This is a genomic window from Streptomyces sp. ISL-100, assembly GCF_018614615.1.
Lineage (GTDB): Bacteria > Actinomycetota > Actinomycetes > Streptomycetales > Streptomycetaceae > Streptomyces.
The window spans coordinates 38,175-64,376 of sequence record NZ_JAGGOK010000035.1 but is presented as its reverse complement, the minus strand read 5'-3'; the positions used below and the strand labels follow the sequence as shown (position 1 = coordinate 64,376).

Sequence of the window (26,202 nt, the reverse complement as noted above, 5' to 3'; positions counted from 1 at the left end):
CCCTGTACGGGTTACGGCCGGGGCTCCGCCCCGGGCCCGGGCAGGGCGCCCGAGGGCGAGCCTGCCCACTGCGTCAGCCAGGTGAAGTCCCCCAGGCCCCCGCGGGCCGTCAGTTCCGCCGCCTCACCCGCTCCCGACAGCGCTCGTACGTACGCCGCCGGATCCGTGGTCGCCAGGGCCAGCGGGGGGCGGTCGGCCGTTACGCCCAGGCGGCGCAGCGCCTCCCGCTGCGGCACCAGCTCCGCGCCGGGCAGCGCGCACGCGTCCAGCGCGACGTGGGACGTGATGTCGCAGCTGCCGTCCGGGACCGGGCGCACCTCCCGGCCCGCCCGGAAGCCGGCCAGCGTGCCGAAGGGCGGACGCGCCGCCCGCTCGTGGGCGTAGTCGACGGCGACGGCCAGGCCCGCGTCGAGCGTCGCGACCGCCGCCGCCCACGCCTCGTCGCGCGGGCGGCCGATCTCGGCCCGCAGCCCGGGCTCGGCGTCCGGCGGCAACGGCCACCAGCGTGCGAGCCACTGTGCGTCCGGCCCGGCCACCGGGTCGCCCAGGCGCTCCTCGCCGTCCCGTCGGCGTACGAGCACGTACCGCGCGACACCCGCCGCGTCCGTCTCGGCCACGTCCACCGGGACGTTGTCCAGCCACTCGTTCGCGAACAGCAGCCCGGCGACGCCCGACGGGGGTTCGGCGAGCCACTCGATGCGGTGGTCCAGATCGACCGGGCGGGGCGCGCGCTCCACGGCGTACGCCCTCACGCGCGCCGAAAGCTCCGGATCCGGCGCCAGCGCCAGCACCCCCGACAGCAGCTCGCCCCGCCCCGCCCCCACGTCGACCAGCGCCAGCTCCTGCGGCCGCCCGAGCGCCTCGTCGACGTCCCCCAGCAGCCGCGCGACCGCCCCCGCGAACAGCGCGGAGGCGTGCACCGACGTACGGAAATGGCCGGACGGGCCGGGGCCGCCGGGGCGCACGTAGAAACCTTCGGGGCCGTAGAGCGCCTGCCCCGCCGCCTCCCGCCACCCCTGCCACTCATCCGTCACGGCACCAAGTCTCCACCTTGGGGAGTAGGCTCCGGCCCACCGGATCGCCCCTCCGGTTGACCCCTGCACCTATTCGTTTTCCCTACGCTGGGTTACGTGCAACGCCTCTACGATTTCATCCGCAGGCACCCGACGAGTGTCGACAGCTTCTGGGCTGTGCTGCTCCTCGGGTTCTCCCTGCTGTGGGCCGTCCAGGCGTCGATGGGCAGCGACTCACGCATCGCGGCCGTCCCGATCATCACGATGCTCTGCCTCGTGGTGGCCCTGCGCCGCCGCGCGCCGCAGAAGATGCTGCTGCTGGCTGTCCTGATGGGCGTCGCGCAGCTCGTGCTGGACGTGGAGGTCAATCCGGCCGACTGGGCCATGCTCGTCATCATCTACACCGTCGCCGCGAGCGACGGGCCCCGCTGGATATCACGGGTCGCACTCATAGGTGGCCTCGCGGCGGCTCCGCTCGCGCAGCTGCGCTGGCCGGCCGACAAGGACGGCACGGTCCTCCCCTCGGTCTTCTTCGCGGTCGTCATGGCGCTCCCCTTCGCGCTGGCATGGGTCCTCGGCGACTCGATGCGGACCCGGCGCGCGTACTTCGCCGAGTTGGAGGAGCGCGCCGCGCGCCTGGAGAAGGAGCGCGAGGCCCAGTCGAAGGTGGCCGTCGCCGCCGAGCGGGCCCGTATCGCCCGCGAACTGCACGACGTCGTCGCGCACAACGTCTCGGTGATGGTCGTCCAGGCGGACGGTGCGGCGTACGTCCTGGACGCCTCGCCCGCGCAGGCGAGGCAGGCGCTGGAGACCATCTCGACGACCGGCCGCCAGGCGCTGGCCGAGATGCGGCGGCTGCTGGGCGTGCTGCGGACCGGTGAGCAGGCGGTGGGCGGCGAGTACGTGCCGCAGCCCGACGTCGAGCAGATCGAGGACCTCGTCGAGCAGGTACGGACCGCCGGGCTGAGCGTCGACTTCAAAGTCGAGGGCACGCCGCGGCCGCTGCCGAGCGGGGTGGAGCTCACGGCGTACCGCATCGTGCAGGAAGCCCTCACCAACACGCGCAAGCACGGCGGGCCCGAGGCCGGTGCGAGCGTCCGGCTCGTGTACTTCGACGACGGGCTCGGGCTGCTGGTCGAGGACGACGGGCGGGGCGCGGCGCACGAACTGTACGAGGACGGTGGCGCGGACGGTCAGGGACACGGCCTGATCGGCATGCGCGAGCGCGTGGGTATGGTCGGCGGCACGCTCGACGCGGGGCCGCGGCCGGGCGGCGGCTTCCGTATCAGCGCGCTGCTGCCGCTCAAACCGGCCCACTGAGTTGCCCGCCACCACCCCTGGCTACGCCGACGAAAGGCACCCCACCCCATGTCCATCCGCGTGATGCTCGTAGACGACCAGGTGCTGCTGCGCACCGGCTTCCGGATGGTCCTGGCCGCCCAGCCGGACATGGACGTCGTCGCGGAGGCGGGCGACGGGGCGGAGGCGATCGAGGTGCTGCGCTCCACGGCGGTGGACGTCGTGCTGATGGACGTACGTATGCCGAAACTGGACGGGGTCGAGGCGACGCGACGCATCTGCGCGGATCCTGACGCTCCGAAGGTGCTCATCCTTACCACCTTCGACCTGGACGAGTACGCCTTCTCCGGGCTGAAGGCGGGGGCCAGCGGCTTCATGCTCAAGGACGTGCCGCCGGCCGAACTGCTGGCCGCGATCCGCTCGGTGCACAGCGGCGACGCGGTTGTCGCGCCGTCGACGACGCGGCGGCTGCTGGACCGCTTCTCGCCGATGCTTCCGAGTACGGGCAAGGAGACGAAGGCCGTCGACACCGCGCTGGCGCGGCTGACCGAGCGTGAGCGGGAGGTGATGCTGCTCGTGGCGCAGGGGCTGTCGAACGGTGAGATCGCGGCGCGGCTGGTCCTGTCGGAGGCCACGGTCAAGACGCACGTCGGCCGCATCCTGACCAAGCTCAACCTGCGGGACCGCGTGCAGGTGGTGGTACTGGCGTACGAGTCGGGGCTGGTACGGGCGGGCGGCGGCCCGCACCCGGCGTAGGGCGCACCGCAGACGCCCCCGTGCGGGCGTGTCCTCGAAGCCGGACGGGCTGGATTTGTCGATCCCCCCGGGGCTACGAGATCGCGCTACGCAGGACCGCCACGTCGAGTTGTTCCGTTTCGTCATGGGCCGTCAGGTCGATGACCTGGCCCACCACTCGACCACCCGCCACCCGATCCGCATCGGCCAGCGCCTCCTCGCCCACCACGTCCGCGAGGTCCTCGTTCTGGACGGCTTCGATCGCCGCCGCGGCCGACTTCTGGGTGCCGAAGAAGTCGAAGCCGCCCTGCGTGCGCGACGCGCGGCGGCGCTGGGTTGCGTACGGCACGACCGCGGAGGCGGCCGCGATGGGGCGCGGCACAACGGCGGACGACGGGCGAGCGTGCTCCTCGGAGGGCACAACGTCGCTACCGGCGGCCGCCTCGGACTTCCCCTCCGGCTCCTCCCGCGACTTCCGGGATTCCTGCTCCGCCGCGTTGCGCGACAGCTTGTCCAGCGCCATGGACGCCCTCAGGTACGCGGACGGCGTGGGCGAACTTCCCGCAGCCGGCAACGCCTTCGCCGGAGCCGCCGCCTCGATGGCCAGCAGCCGCCGGCCCTCCAGCGCGCTTGCCCGCTCGGTCTCCGCGGTCGCGTAACGACGCAGGAGCGCGGCGTGCTCACCGCGCAGGGCGGCCAGTTCCACCCGCTTGGTGCGCAGCTTCGCGTCGAGCTTGGCGCGCAGCTCGCGCGACTCCTCGAGGTCCGACTCCAGGTCGGCTATTCGCTCCTCGGTCTTCCACTCGTCGCTCGCACGGGCCCGCGACAACTCGGCCACGCGCCGGCCCGCCGCACGGTCCCAGCCGCGCATGAGGACCGCACCGGTGACCGCCGCGGCGGCGGCGGCCGCGACCAGACCGCGCAGCACCACCGGTTCCGCGAACAACCAGGCACCGGCGGCGCAGAGTATTGACGCGCCGGCGACCGCCGAAGGCGGAAGGATCCTGTGCAGGGGTGGGGAATGGCGGTGGCGTCCACGTGGCATGGCCTGAAATTTACCGTGCGTAGACGGCGGATGGGGCCCCGCCCGGCAATCTGTTCCCGGGCGGTTACCCAATTCCTTACGCGACCTACTTCTTGATCAGACCCTTCGACTCCAGATACTCCTTCGCGGTGTCGGCCGGCTTCACCCTGTCAGCGTCGATCTTGCGGTTCAGCTCCACCAGGTCTTCGGTCGTCAGCACCTTGGTGAGCTTGCCGAGAGCGTCCGCTATCTCCTGCGTTCCGGCGTCCTTCGCATTGACCACCGGCAGTACGTTGTCGGCGTTCTGGAGCTTCTTGTCGTCCTCCAGGAGTACGAGTCCGAAGCCCTCCAGCGTCGCGTCGGTGGTCGTGGTCAGCACCAGCTGATCGGCGCCGTCCTTCACGGCCTGCTTGGACTGCGGGGTGCCCACGCCCTTGGGGTCGACGCCGGTGACATCGATCCCGTACTTCTTCTTCAGACCCGGTGCGCAGAAGGGCCGGATCTCGCATTCGTCGCCGGCCGCGATCTTCACCTTGAGCTTGGACTTACCAAGATTGGAAAGCGTCTTGAGGTTGTTCTTGTCGGCGTATTCCTTGCTCACCGCGAAGGCGTTCTGGTCGACGGCCTCGCCCGCCGGCAGCACCTTCAGTCCGCGCGGCTCCGCGAGCTTCTCCAGTGCTTCGAAGGTGGCGGCCACATCGCTGGACGCGACCGGATTCTTCTCCGGCGCCTTGGGGCCGTTGGCCTTCGCGTTGAGGAATTCGGCAAGCGTAGCGGCGTATTCCGGTACGACGTCGATCTCGCCCTTCTCCAGGGCGGGTTCGTACAGTTCGCGGTTCTCCACGGTCTTGATGGAGGTGCCGTATCCGGCTTCCGAGAGGAGCTGCGCATACAGCTCGGCCAGCACCTTGGACTCGGTGAATCCGGCTGAACCGATGACCAGCGACGCCTTCTTGCCGTTGTCCCCGGTCCCGGCCGCACCACCGGTCCCGCCCTCCTCCAGGTTTTCGCCGCCGCACGCCGCCAGCCCGCCGGCCAGTGCGATCACGGCCACTACCGCACCTGCTGTGCGCGAGATCCTGCTCATGAGGTTCACCATCCAAGGGAAGAAGAAAAGAGCCATCGTCAGGCGGTCTGCCGCGACACCGAGCCGCGCCGCCGCATCGGGTCGAGCAGCCGGTCCGCCGCCACCAGCACGCCCTCCACCAGCAGTGCGAGCACGGCGACGAGCAAGGCGCCCGCCACCACCTGTGGTGTGTTGTACGTGTTGAAGCCGGCCGTGATGATCCTGCCCAGGCCGCCCTCGCCCGCCATCGCGGCCAGCGTGGCAGTGGCGACCACCTGGACGGCCGCCGACCTGAGCCCAGTCATCACCAGCGGGTACGCGAGGGGCAGTTCGACCCGTACGAACAGCTGCCGTCCCGACATGCCCATCCCGCGCGCCGCCTCCACCACCGCCCGGTCCACCTCGCGCATACCGATGTACGCGTTGGTCAGCAGCGGCGGTACGGCGAACAGCACCAGCGCGATGATCGTCGGCAGGTCGCCCTGCTTGCCCAGAGGTGTGAGCGTCAGCAGGATCAGCACCGCGAGGGTGGGGATCGCCCGCCCCGCGTTGGAGAGGTTGATGGCGAGCGCGCCACCCCGGCCCAGGTGTCCGAGCCAGAGCGCCAAGGGCAGCGCGATCAGACAGGACAGCAGCAGGCACACGCCGCTGAAGTAGAGATGCTCGGCCAGCCGGTTCCAGACGCCGCTCTCACCCTGCCAGTTGGCGCCGGTCCCCAGCCACGTGAAGGCGTCCCCGATCGCTCCCATGGATCAGCCGGCCTTCGCGATACGAGTGGTGGAGATGGCAGCGCGGCCGGTACGTATTCGGGGCGTACGCACCCGGGTCCACGGCGTCAACAACCGCTGGAGCCCGAGCAGCAGCAGGTCGGCCACCACCGCCAGCAGCACGCAGATCACCGAGGCCGTCAGGACCTGAGCCTTGAAGAGGGAGTCGAGGCCGTCGACGATCAGTGTCCCCAGGCCGCCGTACCCCACGATCGCGCCGACCGTCGTCAGGGCGACCGTCGACACCGTCGCGATGCGCACCCCGGCCAGCAGGGCGGGCAACGCCAGCGGCAGCTCGACCTCCCACAGCAGCCGCCCGCGGCCGTACCCCATCCCCAGCGCGGCCTCCCGCGCCTCCGCCGGCACCGCTTCGAGCCCGGCCAGGATGTTCCGCACGAGAACGGTCAGCGAGTAGAGCACGAGTCCCGTGACCACCACGGCCGCCGAAAGGCCGAACACCGGCAGCAGCAGCGAGAACATCGCCAGCGAGGGGACCGTGTACAGCACGGTCGTAAGGCCGAGGACCGGGCCGGCGAATCTCGACCGGCGTCCGCCGTGGCCACGGGCGAGCAGCGCCAGCGGAAAGGCGATCAGCAGGCCGATCACCACCGAAACCAGCGTGATCCACACATTCTGGACAGTCGCGTCGGTCAACTCCTGGCTGCGGGAGCGGACATACTCCCCGCAAATCCAGTCGTTCGCCGTCAGACAGCCCTGGCCGCCGCTCATGCCGCCCCACCTCCCCCGAGACCTCGAACCTATGTCTGACGACCCTATCCCCGGCCACTGACAACCGCCGGGGACCGCCACATTCCCGCAACATGGTCTTGACACCGGACCGGCCACAATGGGGAATCATGATCCGATTCGAGCACGTCACCAAGCGGTACGCCGACGGCACAACCGCCGTCGACGACCTCTCCTTCGAAGTCGCCGAGGGCGAACTGGTCACGCTCGTCGGCCCGTCCGGCTGCGGCAAGACCACCACCATGAAGATGGTGAACCGGCTCATCGAGCCGACCGACGGCCGGATATTCCTCGACGGGGACGACATATCGACCATCGACCCGGTCCAGCTCCGCCGCCGTATCGGCTATGTCATCCAGCAGGTCGGCCTGTTCCCCCACAAGACGGTCCTGGACAACACCGCGACCGTCCCCCATCTCCTCGGCGTCAAGCGTGCCAAGGCCCGTGAGCGCGCCGCCGAACTCCTCGACCTGGTCGGCCTCGACCCGTCCGTCCACGGCGACCGCTACCCCGACCAGCTCTCCGGCGGCCAGCGGCAACGCGTCGGCGTGGCCCGGGCGCTGGCCGCCGACCCGCCCGTACTGCTGATGGACGAGCCCTTCGGCGCGGTCGACCCAGTGGTTCGCGAGCACCTTCAGAACGAGTTCCTGCGGCTCCAGTCCCAGGTGCGCAAGACCGTCCTCTTCGTCACCCACGACATCGAGGAGGCCGTCCGGCTCGGCGACCGCATCGCCGTCTACGGGCAGGGCCGGATCGAGCAGTTCGACGCGCCGGCCGCCGTCCTCGGGGCGCCCGCCACCCCGTACGTCGCGGATTTCGTCGGCGCCGACCGTGGCCTCAAGCGCCTTTCCGTCACGCCCATCGAGCCCGGCGACCTGGAACAGCCGCCCGTCGTGCATCTCGACGACTCGGTCAAGATCGCCGCTGCCAAGCTGACGGCGGAAGGCGCCCGTTGGGCCGTCGTCCTGGACGGCGCCGACGATCTGCACGGCTGGATCTCCGCCGAGCAGGTACGTACAGCCACAGCCACCGGGACCGTACGCGAGCACGCCCGCCGCATGGAGGCATGGCTGCCCGTCGGCGCCTCCCTCAAGCAGGCCTTCTCCACGATGCTCCAGCACGACGCGGGCTGGATCGCCGTCATCGACAAGGACAGCGCCGGACGCTTCCTCGGCGTACTCACACCCGCCCGCCTCCACGAGGCGCTGCGCCGCTCCATCGACGCCGACGCGCAGGCCGTTCCCCGTACCGCAGTCGAAGTGGAGTCCGTCAGTTCGCCCTGAGCCTGTCGCTGATCCACTCCATGGCGGCCGGTATCTCGCGCCGCCAGGTGCCGAAGTTGTGGCCGCCGCTGTCCAGCGTGATCGAGGAGACCCGCGCGGGCGGCCTCACCTTCTCGATGAACTTCACCGTCTCCTTGAGATTGTCCTCGCCCTCCTTGGAACTGGTCACAAGGAACGACGACGTCTTCGACGGCTTCACGTGGTCCAGGCTCCACAGCAGGTCGGCCCGCTTCCGCTCGCCGTTGTCGCCGTGGAAGAGGTCACCGGTCGTCGGGTCCTCCGCTGCCCTGTAGTACGCGGACAGGCCGGCTCCCGCACCGAACGTCTCCGGGTGGTGGATGGCGAATTTCAGGGCGCAGTAACCGCCGGTGGAGTTCCCTATGACGCCCCAGTTCCGCGCCCTGGTGCCCACCCTGTAGGACTCCGACACCGCCTTCGGAATGTCGCCGGCGAGGAAGGTCTCGGTCTGCGGGCCGCCGGGCACGTTCACGCATTCGGTGTCCCGCGGCGGCGCGACGGTCGGCCGCAGCATCACCAGGACCATCGGCTGCATCCTGCCCGCCTGCGCCTGAGTGTGCGCCGTTCGCGGGTAGCGCAGCCCCTTGAGCAGGTTCTCGGCGGTTCCCGGGTATCCGGTGAGCACCAGGGCCGCCGGGAAGGTCTTCCCGGCGTACTGCGGGCTGAAGTACTCGGGCGGCAGATAGACGTAGGCCTGGCTGGCCATCTTGGACTTCTCGCCCGCTATGACGACCTTCTGTATCTGGCCTCCCACCGCGGGCTTGGAGCCGCCCCGCACATCCATGCCCTGCTTGTCGACGACAGTGAGGTCCCTGGCACCGGCCGAGTGGTCGACGACCACGCCCATTTCCGTCTCCTGACCGAAAAGGTCGGTCCAAGAGCCGTAGAAGAGGAACGACTTGTTGGCAGCGAGTCCCACAGAGGCGAACAGCAGCAGCTGGGTCGCGAGCAGCAGGCCGACACGGCCTAGTACGGAGCGCCAGTTACGGGCCGCCAGGCGCGGCCAGAGCAAGACTGTCGCGACGAACAGAACCACTGCCAGCAGGGCGGCGAGCGTCAGAACTCTGTTACTGGTGAGACCCATGATGAGGAGCGAGCTTTCTGCCTGAGAATTTCCTGAGCGCGAGTGAACCCGCCCCCCGGATGCGCCGTCCTAGAGGGCGCAAATTGTCCGGCTGCTTCGGCCCACGGACAGAAATTCTCTCGCGGAGCCACGGGAAGCGATGTCTATCAGGCTAGATGGGGATAAAACTGGTGCGGTTCCGGGTCGGCTACGGCGGATCGTCCGGGGCCCGCGCCCCGAGCGCGTGCCCTCCCTGGTCGGCACGGCCTGCGCTGTCGTGGGCCTCCTCGACATCGCCGCAGGCGTCTTCCCGCGCTTCCGGCACAGCAGGATGCACTCCTTGGCCGAGGTGCTTCCCGGAGCGCTCGGCCCGTTCGCTGCCGCTCTCGCGATCAGCGCGGGCGTACTGCTGCTGCTTCTCGCGCACGGCCTCAAGCGCCACAAGCGCCGCGCCTGGCGGGCCGCCGTGGTTCTGCTGCCCGCCGGAGCGGTGGCGCAGCTCATGTACCGGAACTCGGTCATAGGCGTATTGCTCTCACTCGCCCTGCTCGGTCTCCTGGTGCGCCACCGCGGCGAGTTCGCGGCACTGCCCGATCCGCGCAGCCGCTGGAAGGCGCTCGCGAACTTCTTCCTGCTCGGCGCGGGTTCGCTCGGGCTCGGCCTGGTCATCGTCAGCTCGCACCCGGGCAGGGTCGTCGGCAACCCGAGCGTGGCGGAGCGTCTGGAGCACGTCCTGTACGGGCTCTTCGGCTTCGAGGGTCCCGTCGACTACGCGGGCCGGGTCTCCTGGACCGTCGGCTACTCGCTCGGCGCCCTGGGTCTGCTCACCGCCGTCACCACCGTCTACCTGGCTCTGCGGCCCGAGCACCCGGCGGCCCGCCTCACCCCCGAAGACGAGCAGCGGCTGCGCGAGCTGCTGGCCAGGCACGGCGGCCGCGACTCCCTGGGCCACTTCGCGCTGCGCCACGACAAGGCCGTCGTCTTCTCGCCCAGCGGCAAGGCCGCCGTCACCTACCGCGTCGTGTCCGGCGTGATGCTCGCCAGCGGTGACCCGATCGGCGATGTGGAGGCCTGGCCGGGCGCCATCGAGCGCTTCATGGATGAAGCCAAGGCGCATTCCTGGACCCCGGCCGTGATGGGCTGCAGCGAGACCGGCGGCGAGGTGTGGACCCGCGAGACGGGGCTCGACGCGCTGGAGCTCGGGGACGAAGCGGTGGTGCACGTGCCGGATTTCTCCCTCGCCGGGCGCGCCATGCGGAACGTACGCCAGATGGTCAAGCGCATTGAGCGCGGCGGCTACGAGACCCGCGTACGCCGCGTACGTGACCTCGGTGACGCCGAGCTGGAGCGCATCCGGCGGGCTGCCGCCGACTGGCGCGGCACGGACACCGAGCGCGGCTTCTCGATGGCGCTCGGCCGCATCGGGGAGCCCGGCGACGGGGACTGCGTGATCGCGACCGCTCACAAGACGGACTCCGCCGGTTCCACGGCTTCGGCGTACGGCGACCTGAAGGCCGTACTCCACTTCGTCCCGTGGGGTACGGACGGCATGTCCCTGGACCTGATGCGCCGCGACCGCTCCGCCGACCCCGGCATGAACGAACTGCTGATCGTCGCCGCGCTCCAGGCCGCTCCCCGGCTCGGCGTCGAACGCGTCTCCCTCAACTTCGCGATGTTCCGCTCGGCGCTCGCGCGCGGCGAGAGGATCGGGGCGGGACCGGTGCTGCGCATGTGGCGCGGCCTGCTGGTCTTCCTCTCCCGCTGGTTCCAGATCGAGTCGCTGTACAAGTTCAACGCCAAGTTCCGGCCACGCTGGGAGCCGCGTTTCGTGGTCTTCCGCACCACCCGCGACCTGCCGCGCATCGGCTTCGCCGCGATGCAGGCGGAGGGCTTCGTCACGCTCGCCCTTCCCCGCCCGTTCGCCCGCCGCGCGGCGGCCGGGAAGCGGCGCCCGTGCGCTCACCCCGCACAGGTGCGGGTGAACGAGCACGAGCGGCCGGTCCCCCGGCCTGTCACGGCGCTCAGCCGACGCTGATCGCGATCTTGCCGCGGGTGTGGCCCTCCATGCTCAGCCGCAGCGCATCGGCGGCCTTCTCCAGCGGGAAGACGGCGGCCACCTCGACGCTCAGCGCGCCGCGCTCGGCCAGCTCGGTCAGCGCCGTCAGATCGGCGGTGTCGGGGCGCACGAAGACGTACGCACCGCCGAGGCCGAGGACCGCGCCGTCCGCGATGGAGGCCAGCCGGCCACCGGGAACGAGCAGCTCCGGCGAGATCTTGAGCGCTTCGCCGCCGACGAGGTCGAGTGCGGCATCGACGCCTTCGGGCGCCAGCGCACGCACACGGTCGGCCAGCCCTTCGCCATACGTCACCGGAATGGCCCCGAGGGACCGCAGGTACTCATGGTTGTGCTCGCTGGCCGTGCCGATGACCCGGACGCCGAAGGCACGCGCGATCTGCACCGCGAGCGAGCCGACACCGCCCGCCGCCGCGTGCACGAGCAGCGTGTCCCCCTCGCTGAGCTTCAGGTGGCGGGTGAGCGCCTGGTAAGCGGTGAGGCCGGCCAGCGGCAGCCCAGCGGCCTCCTCGAAGGAGAGGTTCGCGGGCTTGCGGGCCCGGGTGCGTACGGGCGCCGCGACGTACTCGGCGAAGGTGCCGCGGGAGACGAAGTCCTCGCGTACGTATCCGATGACCTCGTCGCCCGGTGCGAATTCGGTCACCGCGACGCCCGCCTGCTCCACCACACCGGCGACGTCCCAGCCGGGGACGACGGGGAAGACCGCGTCGAGCGCGGAGTCGAGGTAGCCGGCCTGGATCTTCCAGTCGACAGGGTTGACCGAGGCGGCCCTGACGCGGACCAGCACGGTGTCCGGACCGAGCTTCGGGCTCGGCACGTCGCCGTACTCGAGACCGTCCGGGCTGCCGTAGGCGCGGTAGGTGATGGCCTTCATGGTGGTGCTCCTCGTATGACTCCTGGGGATTGCTTGATGATCTCAAGCAATAGATAGACCGTAGACCTCAATGGTTGAGATCATCAAGTAGGGAGCGCTAAGCTGGCCGCATGGCAGAGACGATCCGGACACCCCCCACCAAGGCCCAGCTCATGGCACGGCTCGCCGAGGCCTTCAGCGGCTACTACGGCGACTTCTCCCTGGCCGCCGCCGACGCGGGCCTCAGCGCCAGCCAGGCCAAGACCCTCGGCGTGCTGCACGCGGCCCCCGCCTCGATGCGCGTCCTCGCGACCACCCTCGCCTGTGACGCCTCCAACATCACCGGGATCGTCGACCGGCTGGAGAAGCGCGACCTCGTACGCCGCGAGGTCAGCCCCAACGACCGCCGCGTCAAGAACGTCGTCCTCACCCCCACGGGCGAAGAGACCGTCGACGCCATCCGGGCCCGAATGAACGCCACCCATGCCGCTCTCGACGCCCTGGACGACGCCGACCGCGCCACTCTCTACGACCTCCTCGGCCGTGTCTTCTGCGGTTCGCGCGGTCCTGGCACCACCGCCTGACGCCTACGCTGGACGCATGAGTACGTTGCGCACGCGTGGCCGGATCGAGGGTCTGCCTCAGTGGGACCGCTGTGCGGTGATGGGGGTCGTCAATGTGACGCCCGACTCCTTCTCCGACGGCGGGCGCTGGTTCGACACGACCGCCGCCGTCAAGCGCGGCCTCGACCTCGTCGCCGAGGGAGCCGACCTCATCGACGTCGGCGGTGAGTCGACCCGCCCCGGCGCCTCCCGCGTCGACGCCGACGAAGAGCTGAAGCGCGTGATCCCCGTCGTGCGCGGTCTCGCCTCCGAGGGCGTCACCGTCTCCGTGGACACCATGCGCGCCGCCGTCGCCGAGCGGGCCGTCGCCGCTGGGGCCGTCCTGGTCAACGACGTCAGCGGCGGCCTCGCCGACCCCGCCATGATCCCGGCCGTCGCGGCGGCCGGAGCGCCCTTCGTCGTCATGCACTGGCGCGGCTTCAGCGAGCAGATGAACAGCCGCGCGGTGTACGCCGACGTGGTCGGCGAGGTCGTGTCCGAACTGCGCGCGCGCATGGAAGCCGTCATCGCCGGCGGCATCGCCCCCGAGCGCATCGTCATCGATCCGGGCCTCGGCTTCGCCAAACAGGCCGGGCACGACCTGGCCCTGGTCGCCCATCTCGCCGAGCTGCGCGCCCTCGGCCGCCCCCTCCTGGTGGCCGCCTCCCGCAAGCGGTTCCTCGGCCACGTACTCGCGGCCGACGCGGGCGACGGGGCCACCCCGCCACCCGCCAGAGAACGGGACGCGGCCACCGCCGCCGTCTCCGCCATCGCCGCCCACGAGGGCGCCTGGGCGGTGCGCGTCCACGAGGTACGGGCGACCGCCGACGCCGTACGGGTCGCCAGAGCCGTAGAAGGAGCCCTGTGAGCCGCGCGCGCACGGACGTAGAGCAGGTCGAACAGGCCAATACCGCGTTCTACGAGGCCGTGGAACGCGGCGACTTCGAAGAGCTGTCGGTGCTCTGGCTGGACGACGAGATCTCCTGCGTCCACCCGGGCTGGCCGGTGCTTTCGGGGCGCGGCGAGGTGTTGCGCTCGTACGCCCTGATCATGGCGAACACGGAGTACATCCAGTTCTTTCTCACAGACGTGCAGGTGAACGTCCTGGGTGACACCGCCCTGGTGGTGTGCACCGAGAACACGCTGAGCGGCGGCCCGGCCGAGGAGGCGGGCGAACTCGGCCCGCTGGTCGGACAGCTCATCGTGGCTACCAATGTGTTCCGTCGCACAGAGGACGGCTGGAGACTGTGGTCGCACCACGGCTCCCCCGTTCTGACCGAAAACGGTGAGGACGAGGACGACGAGTCCCCCGCCTGAGTGGGTAGGGGCCTGGGGAAGGTTGGCGTCCGGAGCCCCTGGGTAGGGGCGGCTACCAGCCCCACCAGCTTCTGTCCATAGCCCCCATGGGCGCCCGGTGTCAGTGCTCGCAGGTAGATTCGGGTGAGGGTGGCGTGCCGACCGCACTCGGCAGCGCCCTCGTTTTCTCTACGACAGCAGGAGTGATTCGCGTGGATCGTGTCGCGCTGCGCGGCCTCAAGGCCCGTGGGCACCACGGCGTGTTCCCCCGGGAGCGTGAGGAAGGCCAGACCTTCATCGTGGACCTGGTTCTCGGCCTCGACACCCGCCCCGCGGCGGCCGACGACGACCTGGCGAAGACCGTGCACTACGGCGTCGTGGCGGAGGAAGTCGTGGACGTCGTCCAGGGCGAACCGGTGGATCTGATCGAGACGCTCGCTGAGCGGATCGCCCAGCAGTGCCTCAAGCACGACGGGGTGAAGGAGGTCGAGGTCTGCGTCCACAAGCCGGACGCCCCGATCACGGTCCCCTTCGACGACGTGACCATCACCATCACCCGGAGCCGAGTATGAACCCCACCCAGAGCGACCCGACGGTGCAGCCGGTGCCCGCCTCCGTGGTGGAACAGGTGGACGCCGCGGACATCACACTGTCCAACCCGAAACGGGCCGTGATCTCCCTCGGCTCGAATCTGGGCAACCGCCTGGAGACCATCCAGGGCGCGATCGACGCCCTGGAGGACACGCCGGGCCTGCGGGTCAAGGCCGTCTCTCCGGTGTACGAGACGGAGCCCTGGGGCGTCGACCCCGGCACCCAGCCGTCGTACTTCAACGCGGTCGTCCTGATCAAGACCACCCTGCCGCCGTCCTCCCTGCTGGAGCGCGGCCAGGCCATCGAGGAAGCCTTCGACCGGGTCCGGCAGGAGCGCTGGGGCCCGCGCACGATCGACGTGGACATCGTGGCGTACGCCGATGTGGTGTCCGAGGACCCTCTCCTCACCCTCCCGCACCCCCGCGCCCACGAACGCGCCTTCGTCCTCGCCCCGTGGCACGACGTGGAGCCGGAGGCACAGCTGCCCGGCCGCGGCCCCGTCGCCGACCTGCTCAACGGCGTCGGCGCCCATGGCGTACTCCCCCGCCCCGATCTGGAACTCCGGCTGCCCGAGTAGTCGTTAAAGTGACCGACTGGCAGTGATCATGACCGGCTGCGACATGAACCGATGTGAGGGGCACTCTCGGTGAAGCAACTTCGGCTCGGCGTACTGGCCGGTCTCTTCGCCGTGGCAGGCGTCCTCTCCTGGGGCGGCGCCCAGCTCTGGGACACGTTCGGCACGCTGCCGAGCGTGCCGCTCGCGGCCCCCGTCGTGCTGGCCGTGATCGCCGTCGTCCTGCTCGCGACCGCGCTGTCGATCCGCTCCCGGCTGCGCGCCCAGCGCGAGCGCCGGCCGGGCGCCAAGGGCGTGGAGCCGCTGATGGCGGCCCGCGCGGTGGTATTCGGCCAGGCGAGCGCGCTCGTCGCGTCGCTGGTCTGCGGGATGTACGGCGGCGTGGGCGTCCATCTGCTGATGAACAGCCTCGACGTCCCCGCCCGCCGGGACCAGGCCATCTACGCGGGCCTGGCGGTCCTGGCGGGCGCGGGCGTCGTCGCGGCGGCGTTCTTCCTGGAGCGAGTCTGCAAGCTCCCCGAGGACGAAGACAACGGGGGCACGGCCCGCGCCGCCTGAGCCTGAGCCGGTCAGCGGGCCATGATCAGGCTCATCGCCTCGTTGCGCGTCGCCGAGTCCCTCAGCTGCCCGCGCACCGCGGAGGTGATGGTCTTCGCACCGGGCTTGCGGATGCCGCGCATCGACATGCACATGTGCTCGCACTCGATGACCACGATCACCCCGCGCGGCTCCAGGATGTCCATCAGCGAATCGGCGATCTGCGTCGTGAGCCGCTCCTGCACCTGCGGGCGGCGGGCGTAGACGTCGACCAGCCGCGCCAGCTTGGACAGGCCGGTGATCTTGCCGCTGTTCGCCGGGATGTAGCCGACGTGGGCGACTCCGCGGAACGGGACCAGGTGGTGTTCACACGTGCTGAAGACCTCGATGTCCTTGACCAGGATCATCTCGTCGTGACCCAGGTCGAACGTCGTCGTCAGCACGTCCTCGGGCTGCTGCCACAGGCCGGCGAATATCTCCTTGTACGCCCGCGCAACGCGCCCCGGCGTTGCCCGCAGCCCTTCTCGGTCGGGGTCCTCTCCGATCGAGATGAGGAGCTCACGTACGGCGTTCTCGGCCCGCTTCTCGTCGAACTCGCCGATTGATCCTTCGCCGTCCAACGTCACCGGGTCGGTCATCTGTGCCTCGTTCCTGTGCTTTCACATGCCGCAAACGTGCGGACGTACGAAAATGCCGCGTCCCCCAGGCTAAAACCTGGGGGACGCGGCATCCATTCCGGGCCCCGCGGGGCCGGAATGATCAGCTCTCGGGGCGCTCCTCGGGGATCGCCTCGGTGGCCGGGGTTTCCACGGAGCCGGCCGTCACCGCGGGAGTCGCGCCGTTGGCAGTGGCGCCATTGGTGAGGGAGAGCTCCTTCGGGGAAAGCACCGGCGGCCGCGTGGACGGCATACGGCGGGAAGAACCGGTCCACGCGGGGCGGGCCGGGCGCTTCACGATCGGGCTGAAGATCTCGGCGATCTCCTCCTTGTTCAGCGTCTCCTTCTCCAGGAGGGCCAGAACCAGGTTGTCGAGAACGTCGCGGTTCTCGACGAGGATCTCCCACGCCTCGTTGTGCGCGGTCTCGATGAGCTTCTTGACCTCTTCGTCGACCAGCGCGGCGACCTCTTCCGAGTAGTCGCGCTGGTGACCCATGTCACGGCCGAGGAACGGCTCGGAGCCGTCCTGGCCGAACTTGATCGCGCCGAGGCGCTCGGTCATGCCGTACTGCGTGACCATCGCGCGGGCCGTGGCGGTGGCCTTCTCGATGTCGTTCGAAGCGCCCGTGGTCGGGTCGTGGAACACCAGTTCCTCGGCCGCACGGCCGCCCATCATGTAGGCGAGCTGGTCCAGCATCTCGTTGCGCGTGGTCGAGTACTTGTCCTCGTCCGGGAGCACCATCGTGTAACCGAGGGCACGCCCGCGGGACAGGATGGTGACCTTGTGCACCGGGTCGCTGTTCGGAGAAGCCGCCGCGACCAGGGCGTGTCCGCCCTCGTGGTACGCGGTGATCTTCTTTTCCTTCTCGCTCATGATCCGGGTCCGCTTCTGCGGTCCGGCCACGACGCGGTCGATCGCCTCGTCCAAGGAGTGGTTGTCGACCAGCTTCTTGTCACTACGGGCGGTCAGCAGCGCGGCTTCGTTCAGCACGTTCGCCAGGTCGGCGCCGGTGAAGCCGGGCGTACGGCGGGCGACGGCCCGAAGGTCGACGTCCGGCGTGACGGGCTTGCCCTTGGCGTGCACCTTGAGGATCTCGAGACGGCCCATGAGGTCCGGACGGTCGACCGCGATCTGCCGGTCGAAGCGGCCCGGACGCAGCAGCGCCGGGTCGAGGATGTCCGGCCGGTTCGTGGCGGCGATCAGGATGACGCCGCCCTTCACGTCGAAGCCGTCCATCTCGACGAGCAACTGGTTCAGCGTCTGCTCGCGCTCGTCGTGACCGCCGCCCATGCCGGCGCCGCGGTGGCGGCCGACGGCGTCGATCTCGTCGACGAAGACGATCGCCGGGGCGTTAGCCTTGGCCTGCTCGAAGAGGTCACGCACACGGGAGGCACCGACACCGACGAACATCTCGACGAAGTCGGAACCGGAGATCGAGTAGAACGGAACGCCGGCCTCGCCCGCGACAGCACGCGCGAGCAGCGTCTTGCCCGTACCGGGCGGGCCGTACAGCAGCACACCCTTGGGGATCTTGGCGCCGACGGCCTGGAACTTCGCCGGCTCCTGCAGGAACTCCTTGATCTCGTGGAGCTCCTCGACCGCCTCGTCGGCGCCCGCCACATCGGCGAACGTCGTCTTCGGGGTGTCCTTGGTGATGAGTTTCGCCTTGGACTTCCCGAACTGCATGACCCGGGAGCCGCCGCCCTGCATCTGATTCATCAGGAACAGGAAGACGACAACGATGAGGACAAAGGGGAGCAGGGAGAGCAGGATCCCGACGAACGGATTCTGCTTGGAGGGGGAGACCGTGTAGCCCTTGTCGATGTCCCCGCTGTCGAACTTCGACTGCAGCTTGTTGGCGAGCGCGACGCCCTGGTCGCCGATGTAGCTCGCCTGGATCTTGCTGCTGTCCTTGACCTTCTGGCCGTCCTTCAGCTCGACCTTGATGACTTGTTCGTCACCGGTCGTCAGCTTGGCCTGCTTGACCTGGTTCTTGTCGATCGCCTGGACGACCTCGGCAGTGTCCACCGTCTTGTAGCCGCCGGACGAGCCGACAACCTGCATCAACACGACCACGGCGAGGACGGCCAGCACGATCCACATGACCGGCCCACGGAAGTATCGCTTCACGTCCATCCATACGGGGCGGTAGTCGCCCCGTCCCTCCTGCCCGTAGGTAAATGCTGCTGTTTAAAAAGACTGTTCTTCGGACGGTACCCCAGCATTGTCACCCGCGGCTGCCGGGGACGGCTGACGAACCTGCCTTCCCATGCTCCAACGCCGGGGCATGGGTGGAGGTTCCCGGCTCAGCCGCCGTAGACGTGCGGGGCGAGAGTTCCGACGAAAGGCAGATTCCGGTGCTTCTCGGCGTAATCCAGGCCGTAGCCGACGACAAACTCATTGGGAATGTCGAAGCCGACCCACTTCACGTCGAGCGTGACCTTCGCCGCCTCGGGCTTGCGCAGCAGCGTGCAGACGTTCAGGGACGCGGGCTCACGCGATCCGAGGTTCGACAGCAGCCAGGAGAGCGTCAGACCCGAGTCGATGATGTCCTCGACGATCAGGACGTGCTTGCCCTTGATGTCGGTGTCGAGGTCCTTGAGGATGCGGACCACGCCGGACGACTGGGTGCCCGCGCCGTACGACGAGACCGCCATCCAGTCCATCGTGACGGGGGTGGACAGCGCGCGTGCCAGGTCGGCCATCACCATGACGGCGCCCTTGAGGACACCCACGATGAGCAGGTCCTTGCCCGCGTACTCCGCATCGATCTTCGCGGCCAGCTCGGCCAGCTTCGCGTCGATTTCTTCCTTGGTGATGAGCACCGACTTGAGGTCGGTGCCCATGTCCTTCTCGTCCACCGGGGTCACTTTCGTAGTGCTTCAGCGCATCAGCCCTGCCGGATGACCAGTCTGCCACCCTGCCGCTGCGCCTCCACCCGGCCGGGGAGGTTGATGACCCCTTGCCCGCGCCAGCCGGTGATCAGCCGGTCAACTTCTTCGACGTGCCGCGCGAAGAGGGATCCGGCCGGTGAGCCGGCGGAGATGGCCGCCCGGCGCAGGATCCGGCGGCGTACGGCGGGGGGCAAGGCGTAGAGCTTGACGCACTCCAGCTGGCCCGATGCGTCCCGTACGGAGGCGTCCGCCTCGGCGGCCCAGTCGTCCAGGGCGTCGGCATCGTCGCGGGAGAGCTGCGCGGTCCTGGCGAGGGCCTCGACGACTCCTTTGCCGAGCGCCTTCTCCAGGGCGGGCAGCCCGTCGTGGCGCAGCCGGGAGCGGGTGTAGGCGGGGTCGGTGTTGTGCGGGTCGTCCCAGACGGGCAGCGACTGCACCATGCAGGCCTTGCGGGCGGTCTGCCGGTCGATCTGGAGGAAGGGCCTGCGGTAGCGCCCCGCGCCGGTCACGGCGGCCATGCCGGACAGCGAGCGGATGCCGGAGCCGCGGGCGAGGCCGAGCAGAACCGTCTCCGCCTGGTCGTCGCGGGTGTGGCCGAGCAGGACGGCGGCGGCGCCGTGGCGCTCGGCGGCGGCGTCCAGCGCGGCGTAGCGGGCGTCGCGGGCGGCCGCTTCGGGGCCGCCGTCACGGCCGACGGTCACCGCGACGGCCTCGACCGGTTCGAGGCGCAGCGCGGCGAGGCGGTTGACGACCTCGGCGGCCCGCCTGTCGGAGCCTTCCTGGAGGCCGTGGTCGACCGTGACGCCGCCGGCCCGGATGCCGAGCTTGGGCGCCTCGAAGGCGAGGGCGGAGGCGAGCGCCATGGAGTCGGCGCCGCCGGAGCATGCCACCAGCACGAGCGGCGGGGGCGGCGGCTCGTGCGGGGGCGTGAGGTTGTCGGGGGCGGTGATGTCGTTGAGTACGTCGTGGAGTACGCGGCGGACCGCCAGGCGTATCGCTGCGACCGCAGGATGGGGACCCATGTCCGGTGCCCTTCGATGAAGTTGGGGTGCCTCGGGAGGAGAAGCCAGTCACTCAGAGTGCGTCGATGGTGACAGAGCCGAGCCATTCCCCGAGCATCGCACGCCTACCCACCGCTCACGGTCCCTCGGATGGGTGATTAGGAGGGCGTTCTCCTGCCGTCGGCCGCAGCCGGATTATGACCCTGTCCTATCGGTGCACCCGCGCGACCCAGTCCGCCGGTTTGGCGATCTCCGCCTTCGTGGGGAGCGTGTTCGGGGAGGTCCAGACCCGGTTGAAGCCGTCCATTCCGACCTCCTCCACCACAGCCCGTGCAAAACGCTCACCGTCACGGTACTGCCGGAGCTTGGCGTCCAGGCCGAGCAGCTTGCGCAGAGCCAGGTCCAGGCGGCTGGCGCCGCGGGCCCTGCGCTGCTGGAACTTCTCGCGGATCTCGGCGACGGACGGCACCACGTCGGGCCCCACGCCGTCCATCACGAAGTCGGCGTGGCCTTCGAGCAACGACATGACGGCGGTCAGGCGGCTCAGGATCTCGCGCTGGGCGGGGGTCTGGACGATCTCGACGAGGCTGCGGCCGCCGTCCTCGCCAGCCTCACCCTCGGGGCGGCCGCCGGCCAGTAACTGGGCCGCCTCGCGCAGGCGCTCCAGGACCGTCATCGGGTCGACCTCGGTCTCGCCGAGGAACGACTGGATTTCGCCCTCCAGGTGGTCGCGCAGCCAGGGCACGGCCGTGAACTGGGTGCGGTGGGTCTCCTCGTGCAGGCAGACCCAGAGCCGGAAGTCGTGCGGGTGGACTTCGAGCTCCCGCTCGACGTGCACGATGTTCGGGGCGACGAGCAGCAGGCGGCCGCCGCCGGTGCCGGCGGGGAGCTCGCGGGAGGGCGGGGCGAACGTCTCGTACTGTCCGAGGACGCGTGAGGCGAGGAAGGACAGCAGCATGCCGACCTCTACGCCGGTCACCTTGCCGCCGACCGCACCGAGCACGGCGCCGCCGGGCCCGGTGCCCCTGCGTTCCTGCATCTTGTCGAGGAGCGGCCGCAGGACCTCCCTGAATCCGGCGACGTTCGCCCTGATCCAGCCGGCCCGGTCGACCACGAGGACCGGGGTGTCCTGGGGCGCGTGCCCTTCGGGGATCATCCGCGTGAAGCCACGGACGTGCTCCTCGGAGGCCTTGGCGTGCCGGCGGAGCTCGGCGACGACGGCTCGCGCCTCGTCCCGGGTCACGTCGGGGCCTGGCCTCACCAGTCGGGTCGCGGTCGCCACCGCGAGGTTCCAGTCGACCATCTCCGCACCACCGATGCTCGTCATGCGTCAACCGTACGTTGTCGACCCGGCCCGCGGAGAGGTGTTGTGCTCCACCTGTACCCCTGAGGTTCCTCGGGGTTCACGTGCGTCCGGGCCGCCCCGCGGACGGCTCGCAGCCGCAGTTGGCGATCGTGGAGGCCAGGCGGTCCAGGGCGGACTGGGCCCCGTCGGGGCCTGTGGTGCCGGAGGTGAGGAAGGCGAAGGACAGGAGCCGGCCGTCCGCGTCGACGACGGTGCCGGCCAGTGTGTTCACGCCGGTCAGCGTGCCGGTCTTGGCGCGGACCATGCCCGTACCCGGTGAGTCGTTGGTGTACCGGCTCTTCAGGGTGCCGCTGAATCCGGCCACCGGCAGGCCGGTGAGGACGGGGCGCAGTGCGGGGCGGGCGGGGTCGGCGGCGCGGGCGAGGAGGCCGGCCAGCAGGGCGGCGGACATCCGGTCGTCGCGGTCCAGGCCGCTTCCGTCGGCGAAACGGGCGCCGGACAGCGGCAGTTGGAGCTTCTTCAGCCAGGACTCGACGGCCTTGCCCGCGCCTTCGAAACTGGCCGGCTCGTCCGAGGCGAGTGCCGTCTGGCGGGCCAGGGACTCGGCGAGGTCGTTGTCGCTGTTGGTAAGGGTGCGCTCGACGAGGGCGGACAGGGGCGCGGAGAGGGCCCTGGCCACCGGTTCCGCGTCGTGCGGGCCCTTGCCGGATGCGGGGTCGCCCTTCCCCTTGATGCCGCGCTCGCGCAGCATCTCCGCGAAGGCGCGGGCGGCGTCGCCCGCGGGGTCGGCGCTGCGCGGGGCGGGGCCGCTGCGGGAGCCGTCGAGCCGGCCCTCCTCGATCATCAGGGGGCTGACGGGGCTGATGTTGGGGTTGGGGCCGATGGGGTGGCGCTCGGGTCCCGAGTAGAGCGAGGCGTCGTACGCGAGCTCGGTCTCGCCGACGCCCCGGTCCCGCAGCGCCCGCGCGGTGTCGTCGGCCAGGGAGGCGAGGGCGTCCCGGTCCAGCGTCGGATCGCCGCCGCCGACGAGGACGGTCTTCTTGCCGTCGGGGGTCGCGATGACGGTGGTGGCGATGCGGTGGTCGGGGCCGAGGGCGGAGAGTGCGGCGACCGATGTCGCGATTTTGATGGTGGACGCCGGAATCATCGCCTCCGCGTCCCCCTTCCCGTACACCTGCGTGCCGGTCGCGGTGTCGATGACCGACGCGGTACGCAGCGTGCCGAGGGCGGGGTCGCGCAGCAGCGGATCCAGGGCGTCCGCGAGGCCGCTCTCGGCGGGCGGCGGCACGGGGGCGCCGAGCGCGGTGAGCACGCCGGGCGCGCTGGGGGCGGGTGCGGGGACGGCACGCGCCGGGAACTCGTGATGTGCGCCACCCGTACGGTCCTGGGAGGCGGCCCACGCCCGCTCGGCCTTACGCTGACCGGAGTCCCAGGGGCCTGCTGCGGCCACCGCCCCGGCAGAGAGGGCGAGACCGGTCACAGCTGCGATCGTCGCGAGCTGCCATGTTTTGCGCTCCGGCACCTCGGACCAGCCCCTTTCGCGATCACACACCTGCGTGAGGGACACTTAACCACTGCGTGTTGCCGGGAGCATGACGCCCTGGCTCGTCCGGCCTACCGAACCGGCCGGCGGTCCGGGGCTCGCCCCCCGGAAGGACGCAGCACAATCCGGAGTATGTGCTGATCATGGAGGAACCACCCGTGGAGTTCGACGTCACCATCGAGATTCCGAAGGGTTCGCGGAACAAGTACGAGGTGGACCACGAGACCGGCCGGATCCGCCTGGACCGTCGACTCTTCACTTCCACGAGCTACCCGGCGGACTACGGCTTCGTCGAGAACACCCTCGGCGAGGACGGCGACCCGCTGGACGCGCTCGTACTGCTCGACGAGCCCACCTTCCCCGGCTGTGTCATCAAGTGCCGCGCGATCGGCATGTTCCGGATGACCGACGAGGCCGGCGGCGACGACAAGCTGCTGTGCGTCCCGGCGTCGGACCCGCGGGTCGAGCACCTGCGCGACATCCACCACGTGTCGGAGTTCGACCGCCTGGAGATCCAGCACTTCTTCGAGGTCTACAAGGACCTGGAGCCCGGCAAGTCCGTAGAGGGCGCCGACTGGGTCGGCCGCACCGAGGCCGAGGCCGAGGTCGAAGCCTCGTACAAGCGCCTGCAGGCGCAGGGCGGCAGCCACTGACGAGCCCCCTGGCTCAGCTGGCATCACGGCGGGCGGCGAGGGGAAGGTGTCCGTCCGCATACTGGGCTTGTCTGGCCTTGGCCATGGCTTGGGCTCCCGGGCCCGGGTGGCCCGGACCGGCGTGCGGACGTACTGGATCAAGGAATCGAAGCGAGGCAAGTAAGTGGCGGAGCCGAAGCGCGGCGGCAGCGGAGCCGAGAGTGAGGGCCCCGAGGACCGCAAGCCGCAGTCGGACGAGGCGCGCAGCGCCTTCACTCCGCCGGCCGGGGTGGAACAGCCGGAGCCGGTCGACGAGGACAGTCCGACCTCCGAGTTCGCACTTCCGCGGGGCACGACCACCGGGGAGCACCCCGTACCGCCGGAGACCTCGGCGTTCGACACCCCGAGCACTTACAGCGCCCGGAACGCGCCGCCCGCGTTCACTCCGGCCTACGGGGTGCCCATGGTCCGGCTGACCAAGGAGGCGCCCTGGCAGGACCGGATGCGTACGCTGCTGCGCATGCCGGTGGGCGACCGGCCGGTGCCGGAGCCGGTGCAGCGCCACGACGAGGCCGGGCCCGCCGTACCGCGCGTGCTGGACCTGACGCTGCGTATCGGCGAGCTGCTGCTCGCGGGCGGTGAGGGCGCCGAGGACGTCGAGGCGGCGATGTTCGGCGTGAGCCGGGCGTACGGGCTCGACCGCTGCGAGCCGAACGTCACCTTCACCCTGTTGTCGATCTCGTACCAGCCGTCGCTGGTCGAGGACCCGGTGACGGCGAGCAGGACCGTACGCCGCCGGGGCACCGACTACACGCGCCTGGCGGCGGTCTACCACCTCATCGACGACATCACGTCGCCGGACACCGACGTCACGCTGGAGGAGGCGTACCGCACGCTCGCGGAGATACGCCGCAACCGTCACCCGTACCCCGGCTGGGCGCTGACGTCGGCGAGCGGGCTGCTGGCCGGTGCGGCTTCCGTGCTGGTCGGCGGTGGGCCCGTGGTGTTCCTGGCGGCCGCGATCGGAGCGATGCTCGGCGACCGGCTGGCATGGCTGTGCGCGGGGCGCGGGCTGCCGGAGTTCTACCAGTTCGTGGTGGCGGCGATGCCGCCCGCCGCGATAGGGGTGGCGCTCACGCTGGCACCGACTTCGGCGATGTGGGACGTCCGGCCCTCCGCCGTGATCACCGGTGGGCTCTTCGCGCTGCTGCCGGGGCGGGCGCTGGTCGCGGGCGTGCAAGACGGCCTGACCGGCTACTACATCACCGCGTCGGCGCGACTGCTCGAAGTCATGTACTTCTTCATCGCGATCGTCATCGGCGTGCTGGTCGTCCTCTATCTGGGCGTGCAGTTGAACGCCGAGCTGCACGCGACGACGTCGCTGGAGACCGTCGAGCGCCCGGTGACGCAGATCCTGGCGTCGATGCTGCTCTGTTTCGCCTTCGCGATCCTGCTCCAGCAGCAGCGCAACACCGTGCTGATGGTGACGCTGAACGGCGGAGTGGCCTGGCTCGTGTACGGCGCGATGCATGACGTCGGCGAGATCTCCGCGGTGGCCTCGACGGCTGTCGCGGCCGGCCTGGTGGGTCTCTTCGGGCAGCTGTTCTCGCGCTACCAGTACGCGTCGGCGCTGCCGTACGTCACGGCGGCGATCGGTCCGCTGCTGCCGGGCTCAGCGACGTACTTCGGACTGCTGGGCATCGCGCAGAACGACCTGAACTCCGGGCTCGCGTCGCTCTCGAAGGCGGCGGCGCTGTCGCTGGCCATCGCCATCGGCGTGAACCTCGGTGGCGAGATCTCCCGGCTGTTCCTGAAGATGCCGGGAGCGGGCCGTGGGGCGAGCCGCCGCGCGGCCAAGCGGACGCGCGGCTTCTAGGGGCCCGGGCCCGCGCCGGCCGATCCGGCGCTCTGCCCCGGAGTCAGCGCTTGGCGTGGCGGCCGCGTGAAGCCGGGGGCGTGCCGTCGGCCTGGCCGCCGTCTTCGGCGAGGGCGGCCTTCTTGTTCTTGCTGCGGGCACGCAGGTACTCGACGGCGATCGGGACGACCGAGATCAGCACGATCAGGATCAGGATCGCCTCGATGTGCGTACGAACGAACTGGATCTTGCCGAGCGAGGCGCCGAGCAGCGTGACGCCCGCGCCCCACAGCACACCACCGATGATGTTGAACGTGATGAACGAGCGGTAGTTCATCCTGCTCACGCCGGCGATGATCGGCGTGAAGGTACGGACGATCGGCACGAAGCGGGCCAGGACGAGCGACTTCGGGCCGTACTTCTCGAAGAAGTCGTGGGCCTTCTCGACGTTCTCCTGCTTGAAGAGCTTGGAGTCCGGGCGCTTGAAGAGCGCGGGCCCGACCTTGCGGCCGAAGAGATAGCCGACCTGGTCGCCGATGATCGCCGCGAGCACGACCAGCAGGCAGACCAGCCACAGCGGGTTCTTCAGAACGCCCGTGGTCACCAGCAGACCGGTGGTGAACAGCAGCGAGTCTCCCGGCAGGAAGAAGCCGATGAGCAGGCCGGACTCGGCGAACACGATGACCAGCAGGCCGATCAGGCCGAACTGCTCCAGCAGATAGTTCGGCTCCAGCCAGCTCGGTCCGAGCGCAAGCGTATTCACGGGTACCGG

General features: G+C 70.1%; 26 protein-coding genes. 12 read left to right on the top strand and 14 right to left on the bottom strand.

What is annotated here, in order from left to right; translation table 11 throughout:
- Nucleotides 1-11 precede the first annotated feature (11 nt).
- Complete coding sequence (locus tag J7E89_RS15655; protein ID WP_214973962.1) at nt 12-1,034, bottom strand: SAM-dependent methyltransferase; 1,023 nt, start codon at nt 1,032-1,034, stop codon at nt 12-14.
- Between the two features lie 96 nt (nt 1,035-1,130).
- Here J7E89_RS15655 and J7E89_RS15650 point away from each other — a divergent pair, with 96 nt between their 5' ends.
- Together J7E89_RS15650 and J7E89_RS15645 are read left to right on the top strand one after the other, a co-directional pair.
- Entirely contained in the window at nt 1,131-2,333 is a 1,203-nt protein-coding gene (locus J7E89_RS15650; protein WP_214973959.1) for a sensor histidine kinase, read from the top strand.
- A 48-nt stretch (nt 2,334-2,381) separates the two neighbouring features.
- Nucleotides 2,382-3,068 carry a response regulator transcription factor gene (locus tag J7E89_RS15645; protein WP_214973956.1) on the top strand — a complete coding sequence of 229 codons (687 nt, stop codon included), beginning with the start codon at nt 2,382-2,384 and terminating at the stop codon, nt 3,066-3,068.
- Between the two features lie 73 nt (nt 3,069-3,141).
- On the opposite strand, the gene J7E89_RS15640 is transcribed toward J7E89_RS15645, so the two are convergent.
- The 4 genes from J7E89_RS15640 to J7E89_RS15625 all read right to left on the bottom strand — a co-directional run bounded on the left by J7E89_RS15640 (nt 3,142) and on the right by J7E89_RS15625 (nt 6,633).
- Entirely contained in the window at nt 3,142-4,092 is a 951-nt protein-coding gene (locus J7E89_RS15640) for a hypothetical protein (RefSeq protein WP_214973953.1), read from the bottom strand.
- Nucleotides 4,093-4,177: 85 nt separating this feature from the next.
- Nucleotides 4,178-5,158, bottom strand: coding sequence for an ABC transporter substrate-binding protein (locus tag J7E89_RS15635; RefSeq protein ID WP_214973950.1), 981 nt, complete (start codon nt 5,156-5,158; stop codon nt 4,178-4,180).
- Between the two features lie 38 nt (nt 5,159-5,196).
- Nucleotides 5,197-5,886 carry an ABC transporter permease gene (locus J7E89_RS15630; RefSeq protein WP_214973947.1) on the bottom strand — a complete coding sequence of 230 codons (690 nt, stop codon included), beginning with the start codon at nt 5,884-5,886 and terminating at the stop codon, nt 5,197-5,199.
- 3 nt (nt 5,887-5,889) lie between these two features.
- Complete coding sequence (locus J7E89_RS15625) at nt 5,890-6,633, bottom strand: ABC transporter permease (RefSeq protein ID WP_214973944.1); 744 nt, start codon at nt 6,631-6,633, stop codon at nt 5,890-5,892.
- A 128-nt stretch (nt 6,634-6,761) separates the two neighbouring features.
- Between J7E89_RS15625 and J7E89_RS15620 the strand changes: the two genes are divergently transcribed.
- The gene (locus J7E89_RS15620; RefSeq protein WP_214973941.1) at nt 6,762-7,934 is read left to right on the top strand and encodes an ABC transporter ATP-binding protein; all 1,173 of its coding nucleotides are present in this window, start codon (nt 6,762-6,764) and stop codon (nt 7,932-7,934) included.
- Here the strand turns inward: J7E89_RS15620 and J7E89_RS15615 are convergent.
- On the bottom strand, nt 7,921-9,036 hold the full coding sequence (locus tag J7E89_RS15615) for an esterase family protein (RefSeq protein WP_214973938.1): 1,116 nt from the start codon (nt 9,034-9,036) through the stop codon (nt 7,921-7,923). The two genes, J7E89_RS15620 and J7E89_RS15615, sit on opposite strands and share 14 nt — an antisense overlap.
- Nucleotides 9,037-9,175: 139 nt before the next feature.
- Here J7E89_RS15615 and J7E89_RS15610 point away from each other — a divergent pair, with 139 nt between their 5' ends.
- Nucleotides 9,176-11,050, top strand: a complete 1,875-nt coding sequence (locus J7E89_RS15610) for a phosphatidylglycerol lysyltransferase domain-containing protein (RefSeq protein WP_214973936.1) — start codon at nt 9,176-9,178, stop codon at nt 11,048-11,050.
- On the opposite strand, the gene J7E89_RS15605 is transcribed toward J7E89_RS15610, so the two are convergent.
- Complete coding sequence (locus J7E89_RS15605; RefSeq protein WP_214973933.1) at nt 11,037-11,963, bottom strand: NADP-dependent oxidoreductase; 927 nt, start codon at nt 11,961-11,963, stop codon at nt 11,037-11,039. The genes J7E89_RS15610 and J7E89_RS15605 overlap by 14 nt on opposite strands.
- 110 nt (nt 11,964-12,073) lie before the next feature.
- Between J7E89_RS15605 and J7E89_RS15600 the strand changes: the two genes are divergently transcribed.
- The 6 genes from J7E89_RS15600 (at nt 12,074) to J7E89_RS15575 (ending at nt 15,563) form a co-directional block, all read left to right on the top strand.
- Nucleotides 12,074-12,526, top strand: a complete 453-nt coding sequence (locus J7E89_RS15600) for a MarR family winged helix-turn-helix transcriptional regulator (protein WP_251060594.1) — start codon at nt 12,074-12,076, stop codon at nt 12,524-12,526.
- Nucleotides 12,527-12,542: 16 nt separating this feature from the next.
- Complete coding sequence (gene folP / locus J7E89_RS15595; protein WP_214973930.1) at nt 12,543-13,412, top strand: dihydropteroate synthase; 870 nt, start codon at nt 12,543-12,545, stop codon at nt 13,410-13,412.
- Nucleotides 13,409-13,861: a nuclear transport factor 2 family protein gene (locus tag J7E89_RS15590; protein ID WP_214973927.1), complete on the top strand. Its 453-nt coding sequence runs from the start codon at nt 13,409-13,411 to the stop codon at nt 13,859-13,861. Before folP ends, J7E89_RS15590 begins: the two co-directional genes overlap by 4 nt.
- Before the next feature lie 191 nt (nt 13,862-14,052).
- Complete coding sequence (gene folB, locus J7E89_RS15585) at nt 14,053-14,412, top strand: dihydroneopterin aldolase (protein ID WP_214973924.1); 360 nt, start codon at nt 14,053-14,055, stop codon at nt 14,410-14,412.
- The gene (gene folK / locus J7E89_RS15580; RefSeq protein ID WP_214973922.1) at nt 14,409-15,008 is read left to right on the top strand and encodes a 2-amino-4-hydroxy-6-hydroxymethyldihydropteridine diphosphokinase; all 600 of its coding nucleotides are present in this window, start codon (nt 14,409-14,411) and stop codon (nt 15,006-15,008) included. Before folB ends, folK begins: the two co-directional genes overlap by 4 nt.
- 69 nt (nt 15,009-15,077) lie before the next feature.
- Nucleotides 15,078-15,563, top strand: coding sequence for a DUF3180 domain-containing protein (locus J7E89_RS15575; RefSeq protein WP_214973919.1), 486 nt, complete (start codon nt 15,078-15,080; stop codon nt 15,561-15,563).
- Nucleotides 15,564-15,574: 11 nt separating this feature from the next.
- Here the strand turns inward: J7E89_RS15575 and folE are convergent, their stop codons facing one another.
- The 6 genes from folE to dacB all read right to left on the bottom strand — a co-directional run bounded on the left by folE (nt 15,575) and on the right by dacB (nt 22,922).
- Nucleotides 15,575-16,180: a GTP cyclohydrolase I FolE gene (gene folE / locus J7E89_RS15570; RefSeq protein WP_214973916.1), complete on the bottom strand. Its 606-nt coding sequence runs from the start codon at nt 16,178-16,180 to the stop codon at nt 15,575-15,577.
- Between the two features lie 121 nt (nt 16,181-16,301).
- The gene (gene ftsH, locus J7E89_RS15565) at nt 16,302-18,335 is read right to left on the bottom strand and encodes an ATP-dependent zinc metalloprotease FtsH (protein ID WP_214973913.1); all 2,034 of its coding nucleotides are present in this window, start codon (nt 18,333-18,335) and stop codon (nt 16,302-16,304) included.
- Between the two features lie 170 nt (nt 18,336-18,505).
- Nucleotides 18,506-19,045: a hypoxanthine phosphoribosyltransferase gene (gene hpt, locus J7E89_RS15560; protein ID WP_214974017.1), complete on the bottom strand. Its 540-nt coding sequence runs from the start codon at nt 19,043-19,045 to the stop codon at nt 18,506-18,508.
- Nucleotides 19,046-19,089: 44 nt separating this feature from the next.
- Nucleotides 19,090-20,115, bottom strand: coding sequence for a tRNA lysidine(34) synthetase TilS (gene tilS / locus J7E89_RS15555; RefSeq protein WP_214973911.1), 1,026 nt, complete (start codon nt 20,113-20,115; stop codon nt 19,090-19,092).
- A gap of 187 nt (nt 20,116-20,302) precedes the next feature.
- Complete coding sequence (locus J7E89_RS15550; protein ID WP_214973909.1) at nt 20,303-21,421, bottom strand: zinc-dependent metalloprotease; 1,119 nt, start codon at nt 21,419-21,421, stop codon at nt 20,303-20,305.
- 76 nt (nt 21,422-21,497) lie between these two features.
- Nucleotides 21,498-22,922 carry a D-alanyl-D-alanine carboxypeptidase/D-alanyl-D-alanine-endopeptidase gene (dacB, locus tag J7E89_RS15545; RefSeq protein WP_214973908.1) on the bottom strand — a complete coding sequence of 475 codons (1,425 nt, stop codon included), beginning with the start codon at nt 22,920-22,922 and terminating at the stop codon, nt 21,498-21,500.
- 179 nt (nt 22,923-23,101) lie between these two features.
- Here dacB and J7E89_RS15540 point away from each other — a divergent pair, with 179 nt between their 5' ends.
- Together J7E89_RS15540 and J7E89_RS15535 are read left to right on the top strand one after the other, a co-directional pair.
- A complete protein-coding gene (locus J7E89_RS15540) occupies nt 23,102-23,596 on the top strand; it encodes an inorganic diphosphatase (RefSeq protein ID WP_069930540.1) in 495 nt (164 codons plus the stop codon).
- A gap of 163 nt (nt 23,597-23,759) precedes the next feature.
- Nucleotides 23,760-25,451, top strand: a complete 1,692-nt coding sequence (locus tag J7E89_RS15535; RefSeq protein ID WP_214973907.1) for a threonine/serine exporter family protein — start codon at nt 23,760-23,762, stop codon at nt 25,449-25,451.
- Nucleotides 25,452-25,494: 43 nt separating this feature from the next.
- On the opposite strand, the gene J7E89_RS15530 is transcribed toward J7E89_RS15535, so the two are convergent.
- Nucleotides 25,495-26,193, bottom strand: a complete 699-nt coding sequence (locus tag J7E89_RS15530) for a DedA family protein (RefSeq protein WP_214973906.1) — start codon at nt 26,191-26,193, stop codon at nt 25,495-25,497.
- Between the last annotated feature and the right edge of the window lie 9 nt (nt 26,194-26,202).

Coding starts and splice junctions, on each gene's coding strand:
- J7E89_RS15645 (WP_214973956.1), top strand. CDS start 2,382: ATGTCCATCCGCGTGATGCTCGTAGACGACCAGGTGCTGCTGCGCACC.
- J7E89_RS15640 (WP_214973953.1), bottom strand. CDS start 4,092: ATGCCACGTGGACGCCACCGCCATTCCCCACCCCTGCACAGGATCCTT.
- J7E89_RS15635 (WP_214973950.1), bottom strand. CDS start 5,158: ATGAGCAGGATCTCGCGCACAGCAGGTGCGGTAGTGGCCGTGATCGCA.
- J7E89_RS15630 (WP_214973947.1), bottom strand. CDS start 5,886: ATGGGAGCGATCGGGGACGCCTTCACGTGGCTGGGGACCGGCGCCAAC.
- J7E89_RS15625 (WP_214973944.1), bottom strand. CDS start 6,633: ATGAGCGGCGGCCAGGGCTGTCTGACGGCGAACGACTGGATTTGCGGG.
- J7E89_RS15620 (WP_214973941.1), top strand. CDS start 6,762: ATGATCCGATTCGAGCACGTCACCAAGCGGTACGCCGACGGCACAACC.
- J7E89_RS15615 (WP_214973938.1), bottom strand. CDS start 9,036: ATGGGTCTCACCAGTAACAGAGTTCTGACGCTCGCCGCCCTGCTGGCA.
- J7E89_RS15610 (WP_214973936.1), top strand. CDS start 9,176: ATGTCTATCAGGCTAGATGGGGATAAAACTGGTGCGGTTCCGGGTCGG.
- J7E89_RS15605 (WP_214973933.1), bottom strand. CDS start 11,963: ATGAAGGCCATCACCTACCGCGCCTACGGCAGCCCGGACGGTCTCGAG.
- J7E89_RS15600 (WP_251060594.1), top strand. CDS start 12,074: ATGGCAGAGACGATCCGGACACCCCCCACCAAGGCCCAGCTCATGGCA.
- folP (WP_214973930.1), top strand. CDS start 12,543: ATGAGTACGTTGCGCACGCGTGGCCGGATCGAGGGTCTGCCTCAGTGG.
- folK (WP_214973922.1), top strand. CDS start 14,409: ATGAACCCCACCCAGAGCGACCCGACGGTGCAGCCGGTGCCCGCCTCC.
- folE (WP_214973916.1), bottom strand. CDS start 16,180: ATGACCGACCCGGTGACGTTGGACGGCGAAGGATCAATCGGCGAGTTC.
- ftsH (WP_214973913.1), bottom strand. CDS start 18,335: ATGGACGTGAAGCGATACTTCCGTGGGCCGGTCATGTGGATCGTGCTG.
- hpt (WP_214974017.1), bottom strand. CDS start 19,045: ATGGGCACCGACCTCAAGTCGGTGCTCATCACCAAGGAAGAAATCGAC.
- tilS (WP_214973911.1), bottom strand. CDS start 20,115: ATGGGTCCCCATCCTGCGGTCGCAGCGATACGCCTGGCGGTCCGCCGC.
- J7E89_RS15550 (WP_214973909.1), bottom strand. CDS start 21,421: ATGACGAGCATCGGTGGTGCGGAGATGGTCGACTGGAACCTCGCGGTG.